The sequence below is a fragment of the Vreelandella nanhaiensis genome (assembly GCF_003990185.1).
GTDB classification, from domain to species: Bacteria; Pseudomonadota; Gammaproteobacteria; order Pseudomonadales; family Halomonadaceae; genus Vreelandella; species Vreelandella nanhaiensis.
Genome location: NZ_RZHF01000009.1, coordinates 17871 through 38738, shown reverse-complemented (window position 1 = coordinate 38738; position 20868 = coordinate 17871). Strand labels below are relative to the sequence as shown.

The following is a 20868-nucleotide window of genomic DNA, read 5'->3' as shown; positions in this document are numbered from 1 at the left end:
TAGAAGCCTTACTATATGCTCAAAGTCGTTTCACCTTCGAAACGGCCTAGCGGGCCAAAGCGCTGTTCGGTTATTTTTACATGGCCTTGGCTATCGAGCGTAAGCCATGTTGTCGCGCGCGTACCGTAGGTTTCGCCCATAATAAACGCGGCTGAGAGCTGGCGCTCAAGCGCTAACCCAACGCCTGTATCGGGTAGTTGTGTGTCAGGCGCTTGATGAGAATCATGCAGCGCCTGACCTGCGGCGTGGCGCCAGTTACCCATCACGTTTTGTTGAAGCGCTTCGCGTACCGCACACAGTTTAGGCCAGGGCGTGTTCAGGTCAGCGTTGGAAAGCCCGTGCACGCCGGGTGCCACGTTGGTCAGTGTTACCTCATGCTGGCCGCGGTGCAGGTGCCAAAGGCGCTCTGGCGTTGCCACCAGCAAATTGAAGCCCGCGTAGCAGTAAGCCTTATGCTCGGCAAGCTGTGCTAACCATTCATCAATATCGTTACATTGCAGCGCCTGTGCAACCAGCTCCCCACGGCTAGGTGCATTGGCAGGCGTAAAGATAGCCGGGTCGCGTACATTGGTAAGCGCTGCGACTCTCCCCCCGCGCGCTGCCGCAAGCCACGAGCCGCCCGCTTCAAGGTCACGTCCACCCAACAAGGCAGGGGTATCTGCCCAGTAGTGCAAGGGGGCGGTCGGCCGGTCATGGCGCTCATCGCGGTTACCCGCTAAACGTAGTGGCACGGCCGTATCAGGCTGCCAAGCAAACGCCATTAAGCACATCGTTACTCCTCACGATTATTTCTCAAACGACCAATCGTTTTTATAAACGCCAAGCACAGCATGACAGCTTCAGGGCATAGTCGTACACTTGTGCCGGTAACGTTACCTATATCACCTAACCGGTGAAATCGATTCAAGCCAATTGGGAAGACGCGAACTCATGCAACACGATCGCGAAGAGCATTTCTGGCATGCCATCATTTGGCCGATTCTTTGGCCCATGCTACTTATCCAAGCAACATTAATCGTGTTATGTCTTTTGGTTGGTCTTGCCGTCTGGTGGATATCGCCAAGCCAGGTGTCATGGAGTACCACCTTGTGGCTAGCGTTGGCGCTTTTGTTAGGCAGCTCCATGAATATGTGTGCCTTCCTGATGCTGGTTAAAATGCGTGCTCGGCAAAAAGATTCGCACTTTATGCAGGAACTTGCCGAGCTGGAACGAAACAGCGAGTCCCTGCGCTTTGCTGCAATACAGCTATTGCCGGATAAAACGTTTTCAACACCTGCAATAAGCCAAACGCCCGCCCGACCACTCAAGCGCCTAGCGCGGGTTAATGAAATGCTTTCAGGCCTTGAACATTATGTCAGGAGCGCTCAACAGCTGAACCCTGTGTCAGATCATTCGAAAGAGGGTCAGGAGCAGGCGCTGTTGGATGATCTTCATCACCAACAACAACAGCTTAAACATCTGATGGCCGGGCGCGACCGTGCCCGGGAAGAGTCGCGTTTGAAGACAGGCTATTTATCGCTACTACAGCGGGAAACGGATGATCTGAACAACCACTTGGGCCGCATGCTGGAAAGCGATGGGTGCCGACACTGCCGCCAGCAGATCGTGGATACTCGCGAGCGCCTGGCCGATGCGCGTGCACTGCTGGCCAACCTGGTCTACCAAAGTGTGAATGATGAAGCGGCGCCTACTAGCATGGCGCCAAACCATACCCTACGTGTACTGGTCGTTGACGATGGCCCGGTTAATCTTATGCTGGCGCGCCAGATGCTGGAAGCCCAAGGATTACAAGTAGAAGGGGTTAGTAGTGGCGAGCAGGCACTTGAACGTCAGCAGTCCACTCAGTTTGATTTAGTCTTCATGGATATCTTTATGCCCACCCTGGACGGCCTGGAAACTACCCGGCGCTGGCGCGCCTTTGAACAGGCCAGCGGCAAGCACCGCAGTATCCTCATCGCTTTGACGGCCAATGCCGATAACGCTGGTATTGCCGAATGCAAAGAAGCGGGAATGGATGATCTGCTCACCAAACCGTACCAGCCTGAAAAACTGCTGGGCATGATCAGCAAGTGGCTACCTAATACCGTTGGAAAGGCATCAACATCATGAGTGTACTGGTAACACTGCTTGGCTATCTAGGATTGGGCGCCGCCGCAGGCACCATGGCGGGGCTTTTCGGAGTCGGCGGCGGGTTGATTATCGTGCCTGTACTGGTATTTGCCTTTGGGCTGCAGAATATTCCTTCTGATATCACCATGCACCTTGCCGTTGGCACATCGCTTGCCACTATCGTGGTAACCGGAGCATCGTCCGCGTTAGGGCATTTCCGTAAAGGCAGTATCCATCGCTCCTGGTTTCTTGCCCTGTTACCCGGGCTGATGCTGGGCGCCATCGGTGGCGTGTTCATTGCAGGTAACCTTTCGGGCACCGTGTTGGGCACACTGTTTGGTATTTTTGTTTTGCTGCTGGCAGCTAAAATGGTGTTTGGCCTTTCTCCCAGGCCGGGAGCCTTGGTGCCAGGCAAATTCTCCATGCTGGTAGCCGGTGGTGTGGTGGGCGCCATTTCAGCGCTGTTTGGGATTGGCGGCGGCGCCATGACTGTGCCCTGGCTTTCCCGTTGCGGTGCCACCATGACACAAGCCGTGGGAACTTCCGCCGCCTGTGGGTTACCCATTGCTGCTGTTGGCGCCATTACCTTCATCATCATGGGGTGGGGCAATCCGCTTCTGCCAGCCTGGGCCACGGGGTTTGTCATGTGGCCCGCCTTTTTCGCCATCGTGCTTACCAGCGTTCCCTTTGCTCGCGTGGGCGTTCGGCTGGCCCACGTTTTATCTGCTCGTGTGCTCAGGCTATGCTTTGCGCTTCTGTTGACGGTGGTAGGTTTGCGCTTCGTCTTGGCCTAACCCGCAGTATCGTGTTTTCTTCTTCAGCAATTAGAGTATCTCCATGATTAATTATCCAGTAATCGATCCTGTGGTGTTTTCACTTGGGCCACTGCAAGTGCATTGGTATGGCCTCATGTATGTCATAGGGTTTGTGGCTGCCTGGTGGTTGGGTTGCAGGCGCGCCCATCAGGTAGGGCTTACCAAGGATGATATTAGTGATCTCTTGTTTTACTGCGCGATAGGGGTCGTGGCGGGCGGCCGCTTAGGGTATGCACTTTTCTACGGGCTGGCGCAATGGTCCGCCGATCCGCTCTGGGTATTCAAAGTGTGGGACGGTGGTATGAGCTTCCACGGCGGCCTGCTAGGTGTCTTGCTGGCCGCTTGGTGGTTTGCACGCCGCAAGCAGCTGGCCTTCTTCACTCTTACTGATTTTATCGCCCCGCTGGTGCCTATTGGTCTGGGCGCCGGGCGAATTGGCAATTTCATCAATCACGAACTGCCCGGGCGTGTTACCTCGTTACCCTGGGGCATGCCTTTTCCCGGCATGGGACCGGAGCCTCGTCATCCTTCCGCGCTTTATGAAGCGTTGCTTGAAGGCTTAGTGTTGTTTGTCATCCTGTGGTGGGTATCCGCCAAGCCGCGCGCCCGCGGCTTCGTCTCCGGCCTTTTCCTGCTCTTTTACGGCATCTTCCGCTTTCTGGTTGAATTTGTACGTATGCCGGATGCGCATATCGGCTTTATCGCATTCGGCTGGGTCACTATGGGCATGCTGCTCACGCTACCCATGATCGCGTTAGGCTTATTGCTCATGGCCTGGTCGCGCTCCCAGCCAATCGACGCCAAGGTTTAAACCGACTCCGTTGCACGGCCAAGGCGGCTAAACGCCGCCACCCGCGGGTGCCTTATTTGTTCGTCCCTCACAAATGCGTTACCACGCGCTACGAGTTGAGGGTGCATCAACCCGCTCGCAGGATTTATTACCACATGTCATAGAGTATGAACTCCATCAGCCATTGCCCCCTTACGCTAGACCCTCGCAGCATGGCAGCCTAGAATACTGCTCTATATCGCCTGAAATTTTGGAAACCTTGTGACCGTTACAACGCCTACGTCAAACATGACGACGAACGTCGATGCACAGCCCGCGCTTGAGCAGCCGTATTTGGACCTAATGCGCACCGTCCTGGAGCATGGCGTTGACCGCAACGACCGCACCGGTGTAGGCACGCGCTCCGTGTTTGGCCACCAGATGCGTTTTGACTTATCGCGCGGTTTTCCACTTTTGACCACCAAAAAACTGCATTTGCGCTCCATCATTCATGAGCTTTTATGGTTTCTGAAAGGCGATACCAATATCGCCTATCTTCAGGAAAATGGGGTGCGCATCTGGGATGAGTGGGCCGATGAGAATGGCAACCTGGGCCCGGTGTATGGCTACCAGTGGCGCAGCTGGCCAGACCCCAAAGGGGGAAGTGTTGATCAGATTGCCAAGGTGCTGGAGCAGATACGTACGAACCCCCAATCTCGTCGCCTGATAGTATCCGCCTGGAACCCGGCCCAGGTCGATGAAATGCAGTTACCGCCTTGCCACTGCTTGTTCCAGTTCTATGTGGCGAATGGCCGACTTTCCTGCCAGCTTTATCAGCGCAGCGCCGATATTTTCCTCGGGGTGCCGTTCAATATCGCAAGTTACGCCTTGCTATTACACATGGTGGCCCAGGTAACGGGGCTTGAGCCGGGCGAATTTATTCACACGCTGGGCGATGCGCACCTTTATAACAACCACTTTGAGCAAGCGCAGGAACAGCTCATGCGCGAACCAAAGGCCGCGCCCAAGCTGGTACTTAATCCCCAGGTGAGTAACCTTTTTGATTTTAGCTTCGATGATATTCAGATCGAAGAATATGAAGCTCACCCCCACATTAAAGCCAAGGTAGCGGTATGAGTTATAGCAACGAGATTGAACCTCTGGTACCTGTTGCCATGATCGTGGCCATGTCGAAAAACCGTATTATCGGCGTTGACGGCAACCTGCCCTGGCATTTGCCTGAAGACCTGAAGTTCTTCAAGCGCATGACCCAGGCCAAACCGCTGGTCATGGGGCGTAAAACATATACCTCTATTGGAAAACCTTTGCCTAATCGGCTTAATATTGTAATAACGCACAATAAAGACTTTGCACCTGAAGGTGTTCGGGTGTGTCATGACTTGCCTGCAGCTCTAGCATTGGCAGATCAGCAGGCAACCATTGATGCAGCAGAAGAAATCATGGTGATGGGCGGTGGAGAAATCTATCGCCAAGCGCTGCCGTATGCGCAACGGCTTTATATTACTGAAGTCGATATTGAAGTGGAGGGTGATGCTGCCTTCCCTGAATTGGCGGCAGATGAATGGCGGGAAGTACAGCGTGTGGCTGGAGCACCCACCGAAGGCAAGCCATCGTATGACTTTGTGGTTTATGAGCGCGCTGCTGACTGAAGAGGTCTAAGGAGAGGGTATGACCGCTAGTGTAATGCATCTATTGGATAGCCTGGAGTCACGCCTAGAGCAGGCTCAAGCGGAATTACATGCCCTGCGGAAGGAAAACGCGCAGTTAAAACAACAGTTAGTAGAACAGGCCGTATCGCTGCACGAAACGCTCAACCAGCCCTGCACAAGTGCTCAAAAAGTGCAGGAGCCAGCAGTATCTGAGACGGAAGTGTCTGAGACAGAAGTGCCTGAGGCAGAAGTGCTCAAGACAGAAACCCTTGAGCAAGAAGCCGAGATGCCTCAGGCAGCGGCGGCTGAGCCGCCAGTAGAAGTGCAGCATGCAGCTGAATCGGAACGTACGCCTATGCCTGAGCATGCCGCATCAGCCGAGAAGCAGCTGCCTCCATCACCACATAGCCTTTTAAAAGAGTGGTATCAGCGCTACCCCCAGGCATTTTTTAAAGGCCATACCAAACCCCTAAAAGTAGGCATTCACCAGGATCTGGCAGCACGCGAACCATGGTCGGGGAAGCTGATTCGTCGCGCTTTAGCCAACTACGTTAACCTGCCAAGGTATTTAAAATCAGTACATGAAGGGGTGGACCGCATTGATTTGGACGGCCAGCCTGCAGGCAAGGTTGATAAAGAAGCTGCTATGCATGCCAATAAAAAGCGTAATGGAAAACAAGGTGAGGTGCCGCTAAAAGGGGCAAAGAAGGTGGTGAAGAAAGAGCTCCCAAAAGAAAAGGCTCATTTAGCGGAACCGCCTAGAGAACCCGAACCCGCTGAGCCAAAACGCGAAGCAATTAAAAAAACTGAACAAGAAAAGCCGCTTAGCCTGGAAGATAAATTAAAAGGGCTGCAGCAAAAATTTAAAAGTCGCTGAGACCTAACTGACTATAATGGGTTCCATAAAAAAACCGAAATTGTAAAAAAACACTGTTTTTTTTATTGCGTTCCCTAGAATCCCAGTATAGAGTTTGACGTGCGAGCATTGGACTATAACAAGGCTTGGCCGAGGACATGCCACATACTGTTGGGAAAAACCAATAGATGGAAAAAAGAGCATGGCCCGCAAGCCAACTGCTGAAGGCTTTTTAAAAAGCCCGGCAGCAACGATCGAAACAGTAAGCTAGTAAAGGAACCTACATCATGAAAAAGACACTTTTAGCGACTGCTATCATTGGTGCCCTGGGCGCCTCTGCTGCCGCTCAAGCAGCCACCGTATATGACCAGGACGGCACCAAGCTGGACGTCTATGGCCGTATCGCCATGGGTATCGCCGGTGGTGGCCCTGAGTACAACGACGCTGGTCAAGAAATCGATGACGGCGTTGAATTCGTAGACGTTTTCTCTCGTCTTGGCCTGCGTATGAGCCAGGAAGTAACTAGCGACCTGACTGCATTCGGTCGTCTTGAGTGGCGCTTCCGTGCTGACGAGCGTCGTTCTGGCGAAGCATTCCGTGAAACGCGTCAAAGCTACATCGGTCTGCAAAGCAACCAGTTCGGTACTTTCCAGGCTGGTAACTTCGACAGCTTCTACAACCAGTTCGTTTCCCTGCCGTTCGATGTTTACATCGACCAAGGTCTGGAATTCGCTGGTCACCCGAAACAGTCGCGTGGCGACTCTATCGGTTACTACACGCCTGACCTCGAAGGCTTCACTGCTTTCCTGCAGCTGAAACATTACAGCGAGCGTGGCGAAGTTGAAGGTGTAGGCACTACTGAAGAAGGTGCTGTAGTTGCACCGCAAGGTGGTGTTCGTTACGCACAGGGCCCGGTAACTGTAGGTCTGGGTTTTGTTGAAGACGTACAGCGTGGCGGTGGTAACGGCGAAATGCTGTACGGCCTGATTGGTCAGTACCAGTTCACCGACCAGTTCTCAGCGCGTCTGGGTTACGAAATGCGTGACAACAACAGCGGCTACGATCTGCGTGGCGCTAACGACGAAAACGGTTACGACAAAGTGGGCCTAGGTGCTACCTATACCACTGGTCCTTGGGCGTTCACTGGTGATTTCTACAACATCGAGCGTGATGGCGAAGAAACCAGCAAGTCTTGGGCACTGGGTAGCTACTACAAAGTTTCCAGCGCATTCGACGTATTCGTAGAAGTAGCTGATGCTGACGCAGTTAGCCGCATCGACAGCGACACGCGTCTTGGCGATCTGACTGACGACGTATACTGGCTGACAGGCGCTCGTTACCACTTCTAAGCCTGGCTTAAACTGCCACGCTTTAAAGGGTAACCTGCCTAGCAGACCTAATAGAACCGGCCTCTTTCGAGGCCGGTTTTTTTATGGTTCTTTATTATCCTTCTCAATGAAATAGCGCTTAATAAAATGTACGTCACGATAGATATGTCATCTTGATGACATTTTACTTTTCATTTATGTTGTTATTTTATAACATCATTGGTGCTTATGTTGCTTAACCGATTCTCATTACCAAATGGGTTTAAGCTTACTAAACAGCGTGGCGCTTTTTAGTGGCTGCGCTATTAAAGTACCTAAGGGACCAAGATGAAAAAAATGCTACTCGCTACTGCCGTCACAAGTGTTTTATGGGCAAGTGCCACCCAGGCAACCACCGTGTATGACCAGGAAGGTACAAAACTGGATATCTATGGACGTATCTCTATGGGTATTGCAGGCGGTGGCGCCGACTTCGATAGCAATGGCGAAAAAGTAGATGACGGCGTTGAATTTGTGGATGTCTATTCACGCCTGGGCTTTCGTATGAGCCAAGAGGTGAACTCTGACCTAACCGCATTTGGTCGGTTGGAATGGCGTTTTACGGGTGATGAGCAAAATACAAGCCAGGGCTTTAATGAAATCCGTCAAAGCTATATAGGCTTGGCTAGCAAGCAGTACGGAACATTCCAGGCAGGCAATTTTGATAGCTTCTATGCCCAGTTCGTTTCCTTACCATTTGACGTCTACCTGGACCGTGGACTGATGTTCAAATCATCGGGTATACAGTCGCGTGGCGACTCTATCGGTTACTACACGCCAGAACTCAATGGTTTCACTAGCTTTGTGCAGCTCAAGCACTATAGCGAACGTGGGCTGACGGTTGAAGAGCAGCACAGAGAGGGCAGCGTAGTTGCCGCTCAAGGTGGCGTACGCTACCAGCAAGGCCCGATAAGGGTAGGGTTGGGTGCAGTGGAAGATGTGGTGCGTGGTGGTGGCAATGGCGAAATGTTGTATGGCTTGATCGGTAATTACCTAGTCACTGATAATTTCTCAGCTCGCCTAGGGTATGAAACCCAAGGTGAGAGCGATGTTTATGGTGGAGGTTTTGACACCGTAGGGCTAGGGGGTACTTACACCACAGGGCCATGGGCCTTTACTGCTGACTATTACAATGTTGAGCGCGACAGCCAGGACAATAGCAATGCCTGGGCTGCTGGCACTTATTACAAGGTCTCTTCGGCGTTTGATGTGTTTGTAGAGGTGACTGATGGCGATGCGCCTAGCGTTAACCGTGGTACTCGCTTGGGTGAACTAACTGACAATGTGTATTGGCTGACTGGGGCAAGATACCACTTCTAAGCCTGGCTTAACTGTTACGTTTTAAAGGTGACTTACCTAGCAGACCTAATAGAACCGGCCTCTTTTGAGACCGGCTTTTTCTAGTGCACTAAGCATAGCGCGTAGCGTCTTGATGGGCGCTGTTCCTTAAATGATGCCTCAAGACAGCTTAATGGATAAATCTTCTGCTTGCCCGGCGAGGGATAGGGCTAGCCGACGGTAAGGATGCTTCCTATGAGAGAGATTAAAGCAAGCCTAAACAAAGCGCTGGCCGGACAAGCGGGAGCGGGTATAAAGTACCGCGGCAGGTAGGTAGCCAAACATCATTAAAGTCCAATATTTGCACGGAGAGCCATGGTATAGATCCGACAGGCATAAGTGGAAAAGTTGCGCATCTTAGCTTAGAAGGCCTAGTGCTCTGGCGAGGTGCTACTGCCGTAGATAGTCGGCGCAATGGATCATTAGATGTCAGCCGAAAATAGTAAATATCAGTTTATCACCGCATTAAGGGGGGGCAAGCATGAAGATCAGCAGAGCATCTTAAGAATCAATTAGATAAAAGTCATGTGATGCTATACAGTCGCTCATCCAAGAGGCGGGGGCTGAGTTGCTGCCAAAACGATCCAGAAATCGCTATCGTGGATGAAAGCGAGGTTGGTTGTACTTATGGGAGCTACCGTGGTCTTACGCAATATGCCTTTGGCTCATTGTTATTAACAAGGAATACTGGGTATTGATGACATGATATTGCATCAGTTAGCTGATTGTCTTAAACAATACAGCCCAATGCTACGCGAGCGGTTACTAACCGGCGAGTATTGCCGAGAAGCCATATGAGCCGCTGCGATCCCCAAAACCAAGAACGGGGCGTGATTAATCAGTATTCCTACGGAACGCCCGGTTTTCCCAGCAAGTACTGTTGCAAATCTTTGGCTCAACATTCTCCAAATCGAGTTACGCTACTGTCAAAATTCAGCTCTAAGCAGTCGGGCTCGGCTATGGAGCACCTCGTAGGCACACGTTGATGAGTAATGCTATCATTGAGAAGGTTCGTCAGTAAGGGCTAAAGAGTTTTTGAGTAGCAGCCAGCAGCGCCTGCGGGGAGGCTATTAAAAGATTAGTGCCACAGCGGGAACCGCAAATCAACGTAGCAGGTTGAGGGATGTGTTCCTAGATCGACCGAGCTTGCTCAGGTAAGAGTCCACGTTCAGATGGGGGAGTCTGGTGGAACTGAACTCTAATGCTTGAAAAATTAGTGGCATAGACTTCTTATTACCCCTCAAGTATGATATCTCGCTGATAAAACCTCGTTCCAGTAAAAGGATCTGAGATCCAAATTCGCCATCGCGTTACGGCGCATTCAGTCTTTTGAGGGCACGGGAATGCGTCCGTTAATCTCAGGGCGGTAGCGTGTCTAAAATCGAATCAGCTCATCTCTTCTTCCAGTAGTGGAATAGGGAAAATGCATGAAAAACTGTTCTTTAATTGGAGTGAAATGCTTTACCCCTAGCGCCTGATATGGTCATCTAATAGCTCTTCTTGTTAGGCTTTCATTCATTACCACCTCTTATGAACTGTTTATACGTTATTCCCGACTACCGTCAATCTTGGAAAAAACAATATCAGCTGTCTTATATCATTTGCTTGGTGGCCTACGCTATGATTTGTTGTTCTTAATGGTGGATGAAATTGAAATAAATGAATTGTCTTAAGTCAAGTGAAGGCGGCGGAAAACTAACGAAATAAAGGCGATAGTTGAGCCGCTGAAACTACTAAATTTACGAGGCTGTCTAATCACCATTAATACTATGGAGTGTCAGAAAAATAGCAGTGAGTATGCTCCATAAAGATGCCTATTAGTGGCTTACGTCAAAGACAATCAGACAAACCTTACTGACGCTTTTGAGCGGGAGTTCCCGATACTATGCTTGTTAATTTCAATGGTAATGCTTACGCGACTGACAAAAAATCGTGGCCGCCAAGAAGCGCTATAAAACATTAATTGATTTTACACAAGAATGCAGGATTTAGTGATGAATGGTTCAGATTAGAACGGTAAGTGTAGGAATGTCAATTTCCTATGGAAATGACCAAGTGACCAAAAAATCTATGATCCGCTATATTTGTGTGCACTCTCTGAAAAGAAAGAAGTCAGCATTTGGTATATTTAAAAGGAATATATAATGAAAGTACTTACCGTCTTTGGTACTCGCCCTGAAGCAATAAAAATGGCTCCGCTAGCTATCAAGCTGAATGAAGACTCCCGCTTCGATGCGCGAGTATGTGTGACAGCTCAACACCGTGAAATGTTAGATCAAGTTTTAGGGCTATTTGAGCTAGTGCCCGATTACGATTTAAATATTATGAAGCCAGGTCAAGGGCTCACTGATGTGACGGTTAGTATACTTAAAGGTCTTCAAGAGGTTTACGAAAACTTTAAACCCGATATTGTGCTTGTGCATGGGGATACAGCAACAACATTTACTGCTAGTTTAGCAGCTTATTATCAGCAAATTCCTGTTGGCCATATTGAGGCTGGGCTAAGAACCGGTAATTTGTACTCGCCTTGGCCTGAAGAGGGAAATCGAAAACTGACTGGAGTTTTGGCTAGTTTACACTTTGCCCCGACGGACACAAGCCGTCAGAATTTATTAAATGAGTTAGTACCTACTGAGAAAATCATTGTAACCGGCAATACCGTCATTGATGCCTTACTAGAGGTAGTTGATAAACTTAACTCTGATAGTGAATTAGCGCAATCACAAAGTGAAAAATTTAACTTCCTAGATGAAAAGAAAAGAATGGTGCTCGTTACCGGTCATCGCCGAGAAAGTTTTGGTGGAGGGTTCGAGCGAATATGCAAAGCACTTGGAACAATTGCAAATAAATATCCAGATGTGCAAATTGTTTATCCAGTTCACTTAAATCCTAATGTGCAGGAGCCAGTAAACCGATTGCTTGATTCACACAATAATATTTTTTTAATTGAGCCACAGGATTATTTGCCATTTGTATATTTAATGAATAAAGCATCAATAATTCTGACAGATTCAGGAGGAATTCAAGAAGAAGCTCCATCATTAGGAAAACCTGTTTTGGTTATGAGGGATACTACAGAACGTCCAGAGGCAGTTGAAGCGGGTACAGTAAAATTAGTAGGTACGGAAGTAAATGCACTAGTAGAAGCTCTTTCTGATCTACTAGAAAACGATGCTGCGTATAATGCAATGAGCTTTGCTCATAATCCCTATGGTGATGGGCTAGCCTGTACACGCATTCTAAATGCTTTGGAAAAATTCAAAATTAATTGAGTATGAAATTTGTGACTGATCCTAACGCTCTACCAAATACATCAGTTTTACAGTTTTTTAAGTCGGTTATAAAAAACAGACACTTAGTTAATCAGATGACTAAAAGAGATGTTGTAGGCCGATATCGAGGATCATTTATTGGTATTGGATGGTCATTTCTGCACCCTTTGCTGATGTTGGCCGTTTTTACATTTGTTTTTTCAGCTGTCTTTCAGATGAGATGGGGGGTGCCTATAAACGGACAAGAAGAAGGTAAGGGGGTTTTCGCTATAGTTCTCTTTATAGGGTTAATTATCCATAGTTTTTTGGCCGAAATACTAACACGCTCACCAAGCCTAATTGTAAGCAATACAAATTATGTGAAAAAGGTCATTTTTCCACTTGAAATAATGCCGTGGGTTTCTGTTTTAAGTGCTCTAATCCATGCGTCGATAAGTATAATTGTTTGGCTCTTTGCCTATTTGCTACTAATCGGAATCCCAGGCTGGCAAGTAGTGTTTTTACCGCTTGTTATGATTCCCTTGATTACTTTGGCGTTAGGGGTTGCTTATCTGTTGGCTTCGCTAGGTGTGTTTATGAGAGATATAGGGCAGACTATGGGGGTTATATCCAGTGTACTGCTTTTTCTTTCGCCTGTTTTTTTTCCTCTTGAGCGGCTACCCGAGCAGTTTCAAACGTATTTTTTATTGAACCCATTGACGTTCATGATCCAACAAGCGAGAGAGGTTCTAATCTGGAAGTCGTTGCCAGATTTTTATGGCCTTATTATATATATGCTAGTGGCAAGCCTAGTATTTTTGCTAGGTTTTACATGGTTTCAAAAGACTAGAAAGGGGTTTGCTGATGTGCTCTGATGTTGCCATCTGCGTTCAAGGCATTAGTAAACGCTATGAGGTTTTTGCTCAGCCTCAAGATCGCCTTAAGCAAATGATTATTCCGCGCTTAAAAACTACATTAGGGCTTAAAGCTACTCAGTATTTTAAAGAGTTCTGGGCCGTGAGGAATGTTTCTTTTTCGGTTAGAAAAGGAGAAACAGTTGGTATTATTGGTCGCAATGGTAGTGGTAAGTCGACTCTTTTACAAATGATATGTGGTACAGCCACTCCCACAAACGGTGAAATTAATATTAACGGAAGAGTAGCCGCTCTTTTAGAATTAGGTGCTGGGTTCAATATTGAATTTACAGGCCGTGAAAATATACTTATGAATGCGGCGATTCTGGGTTTTCCAGAAGAAACGATGAAAGAAAGAATGTGTGATGTTCTGGAATTCTCGGAATTGACTGATTTTATAGACCAGCCTGTGAAAACTTATTCGAGTGGCATGTTTGCTCGCTTAGCTTTCTCAATTGCTATCCATGTTGATCCCGATATTTTAATTATTGATGAAGCTCTTGCTGTTGGAGATTCACGTTTCGTTGCAAAATGTATGCGGCGAATTAAAGATATTCAAAAGCGTGGAGCGACGATTTTATTCGTAAGTCATGACGTATCTTCAGTAAGAACTCTCTGTGATCGTGCGATCTGGCTAAATCATGGGAGTCTAGTAGAAGATGGCGATGTGTTTCCGGTGACAGGGAAATACATGGAGTTTATGTTCAAGGATGATGAGAAACCTAATGAAGAGGATCTGTCAACTAGTCATAATGAGTCATTAGAGAATAAAGAAGTAGAGATAGATGCACGCCCGGTTACTCATTGGGGATCTCATAAAGGAATGATTCGCTCAGCTTCCGTTTGTGACTCGCAGGGAATGCGCAAAGACTCTTTTGAATGGGGGGATTCAATGGTTATAAGCATCATAGCTCATTTGCCCCCTAATATTCCACGAGAACATTTAAGTGTTGCTTTTTCAATTAAAGATCTTAAAGGTACGGATCTTATCGTATCAACAACCCATGATCTGGATAGACTAATGTTGCCTGAAGTCGATTCTTTTGAGGTTTCCTTTAAGATGACAAATTCTTTGGTGCCGGGTAAGTACCTTTTGGTAGCTGCGGTTGAAAATCGTGAGTACCATGATACTCATTATTTTGAATACCTTGAAGGAGCTCACTATTTTTCAGTGTTATCTGAGGATAGATTGTTTGGAATGTTTCAGCCTAAAATTGATAAAAGTGTAAGGTTGGTATGATGTCAAAGCATACAGATGTTGTTGCTATTAATTCCGATAGATATTGGGATAAACGCTTTGCGGAAAATTGGGATAAAATGGGAGGACCTCAACAGTCACGCTTCTTTGCCAGGCTTGCACTTGAAAATCTTCCTAAATGGATTTTACGTGAAATTCACCGCGACAAATTAACGGTTGCTGATTGGGGATGCGCAGAAGGTGATGGCACCGATGTGCTTTCTGAATCGATAGCTAAATCACAATTATTTGGTCGAGATATTTCACAGGTTGCCATAGATACAGCCTCAGTACGCTACGAAGGTATCTCTTTTGAAGCAGCGGACTGGCTTGCTAGTGAAAAAGAAAAAGCTGGCTCTTTCGATGTAGTTTTCTCATCAAATACGCTAGAGCATTTTCACGCTCCTGAAGAAGTATTGAAAAAACTAGCTTTACAAGCAAGAAAAGCAATTGTTTTGCTACTACCGTATAAAGAGTTATTACGTGCTGATGAGCATTTTTCATCATTCACACCAGGTAATATACTTGGCTCTATCAATAGTAATTTTTCATTAGTATACTCAAAAGTATTAGATTGTACCGAAGTGCCTGAAAGCCAGTGGTTAGGCCAACAGATACTTTTAATATATGTTGATAATGAGTGGTTTTCTTCGCTTTCTTTAGTGTTGGAAGATATGCACATTGACACTGAAGATACAGAGAAGAATTTAAAGGCTATGGAGAAGGGGCTTTTTGATAAAACAAAAGAAATTAAGCAGCTCAGGGAAGAAATAGAAGTTATTACCATCAATCACGAGCAACAATTAGAGGAACTTAGTAAGGAGATAGAGGCTTTTGTTGTAAATCAGAAGAGTCAATTAGACCAAATTGATAGAGCAAAAGAAAGAATAATAGCATTAGAATGCATTAACAGTGAATTATTGCAATCGAACTCATGGAGAATGACAGCTCCTCTACGGTATATAAGAAATGCATGTTATAATAAAAAGAAAACTTCTTATTCGATATTGAAGTCAATTTATTGGCACCTTCCTCTCTTTGCGCGCCAAGCATTACAAAAGCCAAGGCATGCTATTGTAAGGCGTTTTCGAACCGGTACAAACTTATCATCAGACTCCATATCAAATATAGTAGACTTGTCATGGGGACAGTTTAATGAGACTGTTCTAATAAATAGAGACTCTTATAAAGGAGTTTTTATTCAGGAGTTTTCTATTGATTGGAATGTTCCTCTTTATCAAAGACCCCAACATATCAGTGCTGCCATGGCGCGACTTGGCTATTTAGTTATATATCGTACAGGTAATTGGTCTGGCGACAATGTAAATGGTTTTCGAGAAGTTGCTGAAAATGTATGGGTTACTAACTGTGTTGAAGTAGATGAAATAAGAAATGCGGTGCGTTCAATATATTCTACTGCATACGCCCTTACTGTTGATTATGTCTCAAAGTTTAAAGACAGCAGTGTTTTAGTATATGAGTATATTGATCACATAGACCCTGAAATTAGCGGAGATAAAAAAAATGTACAGCTTCTATTAAATGTAAAGAAGTTTGCTTTTGACGGTGGTGTTGACTATATCGTTGCTTCAGCAAATCAATTGTATGATGAGGCGGTAGAAGCGTTAGGAAAAAAGCGCGTTTTACTTGCGCAAAATGGTGTTGATACTAGACATTACCGAAACTCGGAACATAATCAAGTAGCTTTACCTGTCGAACTTGAGGAGTTTTGTAACCGTTACGAGCATGTGATCGGATACTTTGGCGCTCTAGCCCCTTGGTTATGGTACGACGTTATTGATGAGCTAACACAAAAGCGTAAAGATATTGGCTTCGTCTTCATTGGGCCTGATTATTATGGTGGTTCAGCCAAGCTTGCTAAGGGAAATAATATTCTTTATTTGGGTTCTGTTGATTATAAAATTCTTCCCGCATATGGCAAAAAATTTGATGTATGCTTTATCCCCTTTAAGCCAGGCGATATTGCGCAAACAACGTCACCACTTAAGCTTTTTGAGTATTTTGCTTTGGAGAAGCCCGTTGTTGTCACTTCGTACATGCGTGAGTGTGTGCAGTATCCAGAAGTTTTTCGAGGTTCAAATGTCGAAGAGTTAAGCAATGCACTAGATGCTGCAATTGCGGTTAAAGATGATCAAGCCTTCAAACAGAGCTTAGCTAAGCTTGCGGATGAGAATGACTGGGATCAAAGAGCAAAAGTCATTGCACGCTGTTTTGATGATCTTTAATCCAAGTATATATGTTAATCCCCGGCCTAGTTGGGCGGGGACTTGGTTTAATACATTTATCTATGACCTTTATTTGATATATTACATAGATTAATATTTAGCATTTTAGTTATGTTCTTTTCGTGATTACGAGTGAGGTGTCAATAGTGGAGAAGGCGTCGCAGGGATTGATTTATCTGTCTCCGCTACCTTGGACGAGTTTTGAGCAAAGGCCACATAAATTTGCTCGTTGGTTTCACCTGCGCACCGGAGGAAAAGTATTATGGATAGACCCATACCCCACCCGTCTTCCTAAACTCTCTGACTTTAAGAGGTTGAGATTCTCATCTAACGGTAATTTAAAGAATGATATGCCCGCTTGGCTTGAGGTGATTCGTCCAGCCTCATTACCAATTGAGCCGCTGGGAGGCTCTGAGAAAATCAATAAAATGATATGGCGGAAGACTTTAATAAAAGCTTTTAGCTTTGCTCATGACTTTAATGCTATTGTGGCAATAGGAAAACCTTCTGCTTTAGCCAATCAAGTATTAGATGGCCTTCCTGAAGCCTTGTCGATTTACGATGCAATGGATGATTTTCCAGCATTCTATGCTGGTATTTCTAAAAAAGCGATGTTGTCAATGTTGAATTGGGAGACCCAAATAGTAGATAGAGTTTCCACTTTAGTTGTGTCTAGTACAATACTGTTGAATCGATGGTCAGCTATTCGTGCGGATACAAAGCTGATTTATAATGGGTTAGACGTTAGTGCTTTACCTAACGCTGAGTTAGGTTTTGTTAAGTCTGGCTCACCTATTCGCTTTGGTTATGTTGGCACTATCAGTGCATGGTTTGATTGGAGTTGGTTAATAAAGTTGGCGGAAATTAGACCGAATGATGAAATTGTTGTAATTGGACCGCAGCTTGTTACTTGTCCGTATGAACTCCCTGATAATATTTATTTTAAACCCGCTTGTGAGCATCAAGAGGCTTTGATGCACATGAAATCTTTTGACGTTGGCCTTATTCCTTTTCTGAGAAATCAACTAACAAGTTCTGTCGATCCTATTAAATATTACGAGTATAGAGCTTTGGGGGTTTCTGTTCTATCTACTGCATTTGGTGAAATGTTGTTTCGTTTTAATGAGCCGGGCACATTTGTTTCCAAAAGTAATGATGATTTAGATGAGCTTGCATCTCAGGCAGTCTGTTGGTCGTTCACAAAGTCCGAGGCTGACGAATTTGCTATTAAGAACTCATGGAATTCTCGCTTTGATCAGATTAAACTTTATTAAGGTTTAAAAAATGTGTTAGTTTATTGTGTTTTAGATATTGAGAGTTTAATTGTTATCACGCCCTGAGTGTAATTTCGAAAATATGTTTGATAAATTTAATTTTTTTATGTGAAACATTCATTGTTGCTTTCTTGTTCCATTAATTTAACTCGTTGCGCCGTTTATTATGAGCTCTAAAGATTTGCGTGTAGCCTGTGTGGTGCCAACTTATAACGATGTTCTGTGTTTAACTCGTTTGTTGGATTCTCTTGCTGTACAAGATGCTGAATTCGATTTATTAATTGTGGATTCTAGCTCTTCAGATGGAACTACTGAATTGGCAAAAGCGAGGTCTCCGCACGTAGTTGTGATTTCCAGTGAGGAATTTAACCACGGTGCTACACGCCAAAAAATGGTTGATGCTTATCCAAATTATGATATTTATATTTTTCTTACTCAAGACGTATACTTGGAAGATAAAAAGATACTGAATAAGATTAAAGATGCTTTTACTGATCCCGAAGTAGCAGCAGTTTGTGGTCGTCAGTTGCCGCATTACGACGCCAATCTTTTAGCGCAACATGCTCGCCTTTTTAACTACCCCGATAAAACTCAGATGATTAGCAAGAACGATATTTCGTATTTGGGTATAAAGGCAGCTTTTATATCTAATTCTTTTTCAGCGTATCGTAGATGTGCTCTTAAGCACGTTAGTGGTTTTCCAGAGCATGTTATACTATCCGAAGATATGTATGTTGCTGCAAAGTTAATACTTGCTGATTATAAGTTAGTATATCTTGCTGATGCGACCTGTCGGCATTCACATAACTATACGTTAATAGAAGAGTTTGGCCGATATTTTGATATTGGAGTATTTCATGCCCGTGAATCCTGGATTCAAAAAGAGTTTGGTGGTGTTAGGGGGGAGGGAGTGAAATATATGATGTCAGAGCTCAAGTTTCTAGGGGTCAATAATTTTCATCTCTGGCCTTTCGCTATCCTTCGTAATGCTCTTAAGTTTTTGGCTTTTAAACTGGGAGAATACGAAGCATATCTTCCAATTAGTATTAAAAGAAAAATTGGAATGCATAAAAGGTATTGGAATGGTCCATTTGCGAAGGAAGGGCCATCTCAATGTTCATAGCTGTTAGTAAGAAGTTCTAGACTATTCGTAAGCACCTGCATCGACTAAAAGTTATTTGTTGTACTTTTTTATTTAGCTTAATTACTAGCTATTGCCTGTTTTTAACAGCTCGTAATAGCAGATAATGGATATCGTATGTCTCGCAAGACACAAGGGCTAACCGAGCGTTACCCCGCACAGCTTATTATTCCTTTAGTCGATATATTAGCTGTTTTGCTAGGTGGCATTCTTGCTTATGAATGGCGGTTCGATTCTTATCAGTTAGATGAACGCTACGTATTGACTATTACTGCTATATCTTTATTTACTGTGCTAATTAATAGCTTGCTGGGCGCTTATAGTCGCTGGCGTGTTACGAGAGTTTCTACGCTGGTCGCACGATTAATGATGGTTTGGATGATAGTGGGGTTGTTGGTCACCTCTCTCATTTTCTTTACTCACTCAGCCGATCGTTTTTCACGGTTATGGGTTGGAACGTCACTCATACTCTCATTTGTAATGGCTGGAGGTACTCGCGTTCTTGCGCAGCTAATTTTACGTAAAGCTAGGCTCAAAGGAATGGCGCGACGTTCTGTTTTCCTAGTAGGGCCAGAAAGCCAGCTGCTTAAGGTAGCGAAAGGGATGCGTGCCTTTCCTGAGGAAGGATATTCTATCGCTGGTGTTGAGCGATTGGGCAGTGATATTCATGAGGAAACACTTTCGTTGCTAGCTAGTCGCGTATCAGCTTCCGAAGCCCGCGAAGTCTGGATTTGCGTACCACTAGAAATGGGATATGTTGTACGCGCAATTTTTTATACCTTGCGTAACCATACCGCCGAGGTGAGATTTATTCCTGATTTTCAAGACATGCATCTTCTCAATCATCGTATCAGCGAAGTTGCTGGCCACTTTTCCATTGACCTTAGTGTTACCTCTATAAGTGGAATGGCAAGATTCGTCAAGCGTGCGGAGGATCTTATCCTTGGAAGCTTGATTGGCCTGTTGGTCTTGCCAGCATGTATTTTGATTGCTTTGGCAATTAAATGCACCTCATCCGGCCCGGTGCTATTTAAACAGTATCGTACTGGAGATAAAGGCAAGCCGGTTAAGGTTTATAAATTTCGCTCTATGGAAGTTCACGAAGAAAATAGTGGTGTGGTTACCCAAGCAACTCAAAATGATCCACGGGTAACTAAACTGGGTGCATTCTTGCGCCGAACCTCACTAGACGAGCTGCCTCAATTTTATAATGTTATTCAAGGTCGCATGTCGATTGTAGGACCTAGGCCCCATGCTTTGGCCCATAATGAGTATTACAAGGATCTTGTAGAGTCCTATATGCGTCGTCACAAAGTGAAGCCGGGTATCACCGGCTGGGCCCAAGTCAATGGCTTGCGGGGTGAGACTGATACGCTTGATAAGATGGAACGACGAGTTGAACATGATCTATGGTATATCGATAATTGGTCAGTATGGTTGGATTTGCGTATCATTGCACTAACGATATTTAAAGGGTTTATTAACCCGCATGCTTATTGAATTGATTTACGATTCATCGTGAATACTCTCAGTAGTAGGTATTTTAGTGCTAGATGATCAGCTTTTAGCTGGACATTCTATCGAAACTGCCACGTCTACCAAGTGTTGCACGCATGCCGGGCGTGCTGCGCTTTCGCCAGAGCAGCCGCGTGTCAAGGGCATCCACGAGTTTATGATGATCAATGCGCTGTCAATATGCTTTCCCAGCGTAGATGCTTTAAAGCCTAGAAAGTACAGCCGAGGAGCAAAACCGGCAAAGCGGTCTGGGCACTGAATTATCAGACCGGAAAACTATATTGTCTGAAAAAAAACAAGCTAGGATACTCAAATTCATGGCGCGTCATGCGCTGCGTGAGCACTTTCAAAGTATAAGACGCTTGA

16 protein-coding genes are annotated in these 20868 nt (G+C 45.7%); 15 read left to right on the top strand and 1 reads right to left on the bottom strand.

What is annotated here, in order from left to right:
- Positions 1 to 11 precede the first annotated feature (11 nt).
- Positions 12 to 770: an NRDE family protein gene (locus ELY38_RS07990; protein ID WP_127061201.1), complete on the bottom strand. Its 759-nt coding sequence runs from the start codon at positions 768 to 770 to the stop codon at positions 12 to 14.
- 160 nt (positions 771 to 930) lie between these two features.
- Between ELY38_RS07990 and ELY38_RS07985 the strand changes: the two genes are divergently transcribed.
- The 15 genes from ELY38_RS07985 (at position 931) to ELY38_RS07915 (ending at position 20487) form a co-directional block, all read left to right on the top strand.
- Positions 931 to 2109, top strand: coding sequence for a response regulator (locus ELY38_RS07985; protein ID WP_127061199.1), 1179 nt, complete (start codon positions 931 to 933; stop codon positions 2107 to 2109).
- Positions 2106 to 2903 carry a sulfite exporter TauE/SafE family protein gene (locus tag ELY38_RS07980; protein ID WP_127061197.1) on the top strand — a complete coding sequence of 266 codons (798 nt, stop codon included), beginning with the start codon at positions 2106 to 2108 and terminating at the stop codon, positions 2901 to 2903. Before ELY38_RS07985 ends, ELY38_RS07980 begins: the two co-directional genes overlap by 4 nt.
- Positions 2904 to 2946: 43 nt before the next feature.
- Positions 2947 to 3735: a prolipoprotein diacylglyceryl transferase gene (gene lgt, locus ELY38_RS07975; RefSeq protein ID WP_127061195.1), complete on the top strand. Its 789-nt coding sequence runs from the start codon at positions 2947 to 2949 to the stop codon at positions 3733 to 3735.
- A gap of 267 nt (positions 3736 to 4002) precedes the next feature.
- The gene (locus tag ELY38_RS07970; protein WP_127061193.1) at positions 4003 to 4830 is read left to right on the top strand and encodes a thymidylate synthase; all 828 of its coding nucleotides are present in this window, start codon (positions 4003 to 4005) and stop codon (positions 4828 to 4830) included.
- Positions 4827 to 5363, top strand: a complete 537-nt coding sequence (locus tag ELY38_RS07965; protein WP_127061191.1) for a dihydrofolate reductase — start codon at positions 4827 to 4829, stop codon at positions 5361 to 5363. Before ELY38_RS07970 ends, ELY38_RS07965 begins: the two co-directional genes overlap by 4 nt.
- Before the next feature lie 250 nt (positions 5364 to 5613).
- Positions 5614 to 6240, top strand: coding sequence for a ProQ/FINO family protein (locus ELY38_RS07960; RefSeq protein ID WP_246009096.1), 627 nt, complete (start codon positions 5614 to 5616; stop codon positions 6238 to 6240).
- Between the two features lie 266 nt (positions 6241 to 6506).
- Positions 6507 to 7568, top strand: a complete 1062-nt coding sequence (locus ELY38_RS07955; protein ID WP_127061187.1) for a porin — start codon at positions 6507 to 6509, stop codon at positions 7566 to 7568.
- A gap of 306 nt (positions 7569 to 7874) precedes the next feature.
- The gene (locus ELY38_RS07950) at positions 7875 to 8906 is read left to right on the top strand and encodes a porin (protein ID WP_127061185.1); all 1032 of its coding nucleotides are present in this window, start codon (positions 7875 to 7877) and stop codon (positions 8904 to 8906) included.
- A 2162-nt stretch (positions 8907 to 11068) separates the two neighbouring features.
- The gene (wecB, locus tag ELY38_RS07945; protein ID WP_127061183.1) at positions 11069 to 12196 is read left to right on the top strand and encodes a non-hydrolyzing UDP-N-acetylglucosamine 2-epimerase; all 1128 of its coding nucleotides are present in this window, start codon (positions 11069 to 11071) and stop codon (positions 12194 to 12196) included.
- An 11-nt stretch (positions 12197 to 12207) separates the two neighbouring features.
- The gene (locus tag ELY38_RS07940) at positions 12208 to 13050 is read left to right on the top strand and encodes an ABC transporter permease (RefSeq protein WP_246009095.1); all 843 of its coding nucleotides are present in this window, start codon (positions 12208 to 12210) and stop codon (positions 13048 to 13050) included.
- A complete protein-coding gene (locus ELY38_RS07935; RefSeq protein ID WP_127061179.1) occupies positions 13040 to 14329 on the top strand; it encodes an ABC transporter ATP-binding protein in 1290 nt (429 codons plus the stop codon). The genes ELY38_RS07940 and ELY38_RS07935 overlap by 11 nt, the downstream gene beginning before the upstream one ends.
- Positions 14329 to 16572 carry a methyltransferase domain-containing protein gene (locus ELY38_RS07930; RefSeq protein ID WP_185858938.1) on the top strand — a complete coding sequence of 748 codons (2244 nt, stop codon included), beginning with the start codon at positions 14329 to 14331 and terminating at the stop codon, positions 16570 to 16572. Before ELY38_RS07935 ends, ELY38_RS07930 begins: the two co-directional genes overlap by 1 nt.
- A 146-nt stretch (positions 16573 to 16718) precedes the next feature.
- A complete protein-coding gene (locus ELY38_RS07925) occupies positions 16719 to 17846 on the top strand; it encodes a glycosyltransferase family protein (RefSeq protein WP_222845121.1) in 1128 nt (375 codons plus the stop codon).
- Between the two features lie 166 nt (positions 17847 to 18012).
- A complete protein-coding gene (locus ELY38_RS07920; RefSeq protein ID WP_127061175.1) occupies positions 18013 to 18969 on the top strand; it encodes a glycosyltransferase family 2 protein in 957 nt (318 codons plus the stop codon).
- 135 nt (positions 18970 to 19104) lie between these two features.
- Entirely contained in the window at positions 19105 to 20487 is a 1383-nt protein-coding gene (locus ELY38_RS07915) for an undecaprenyl-phosphate glucose phosphotransferase (RefSeq protein WP_127061173.1), read from the top strand.
- Positions 20488 to 20868 lie beyond the last annotated feature (381 nt).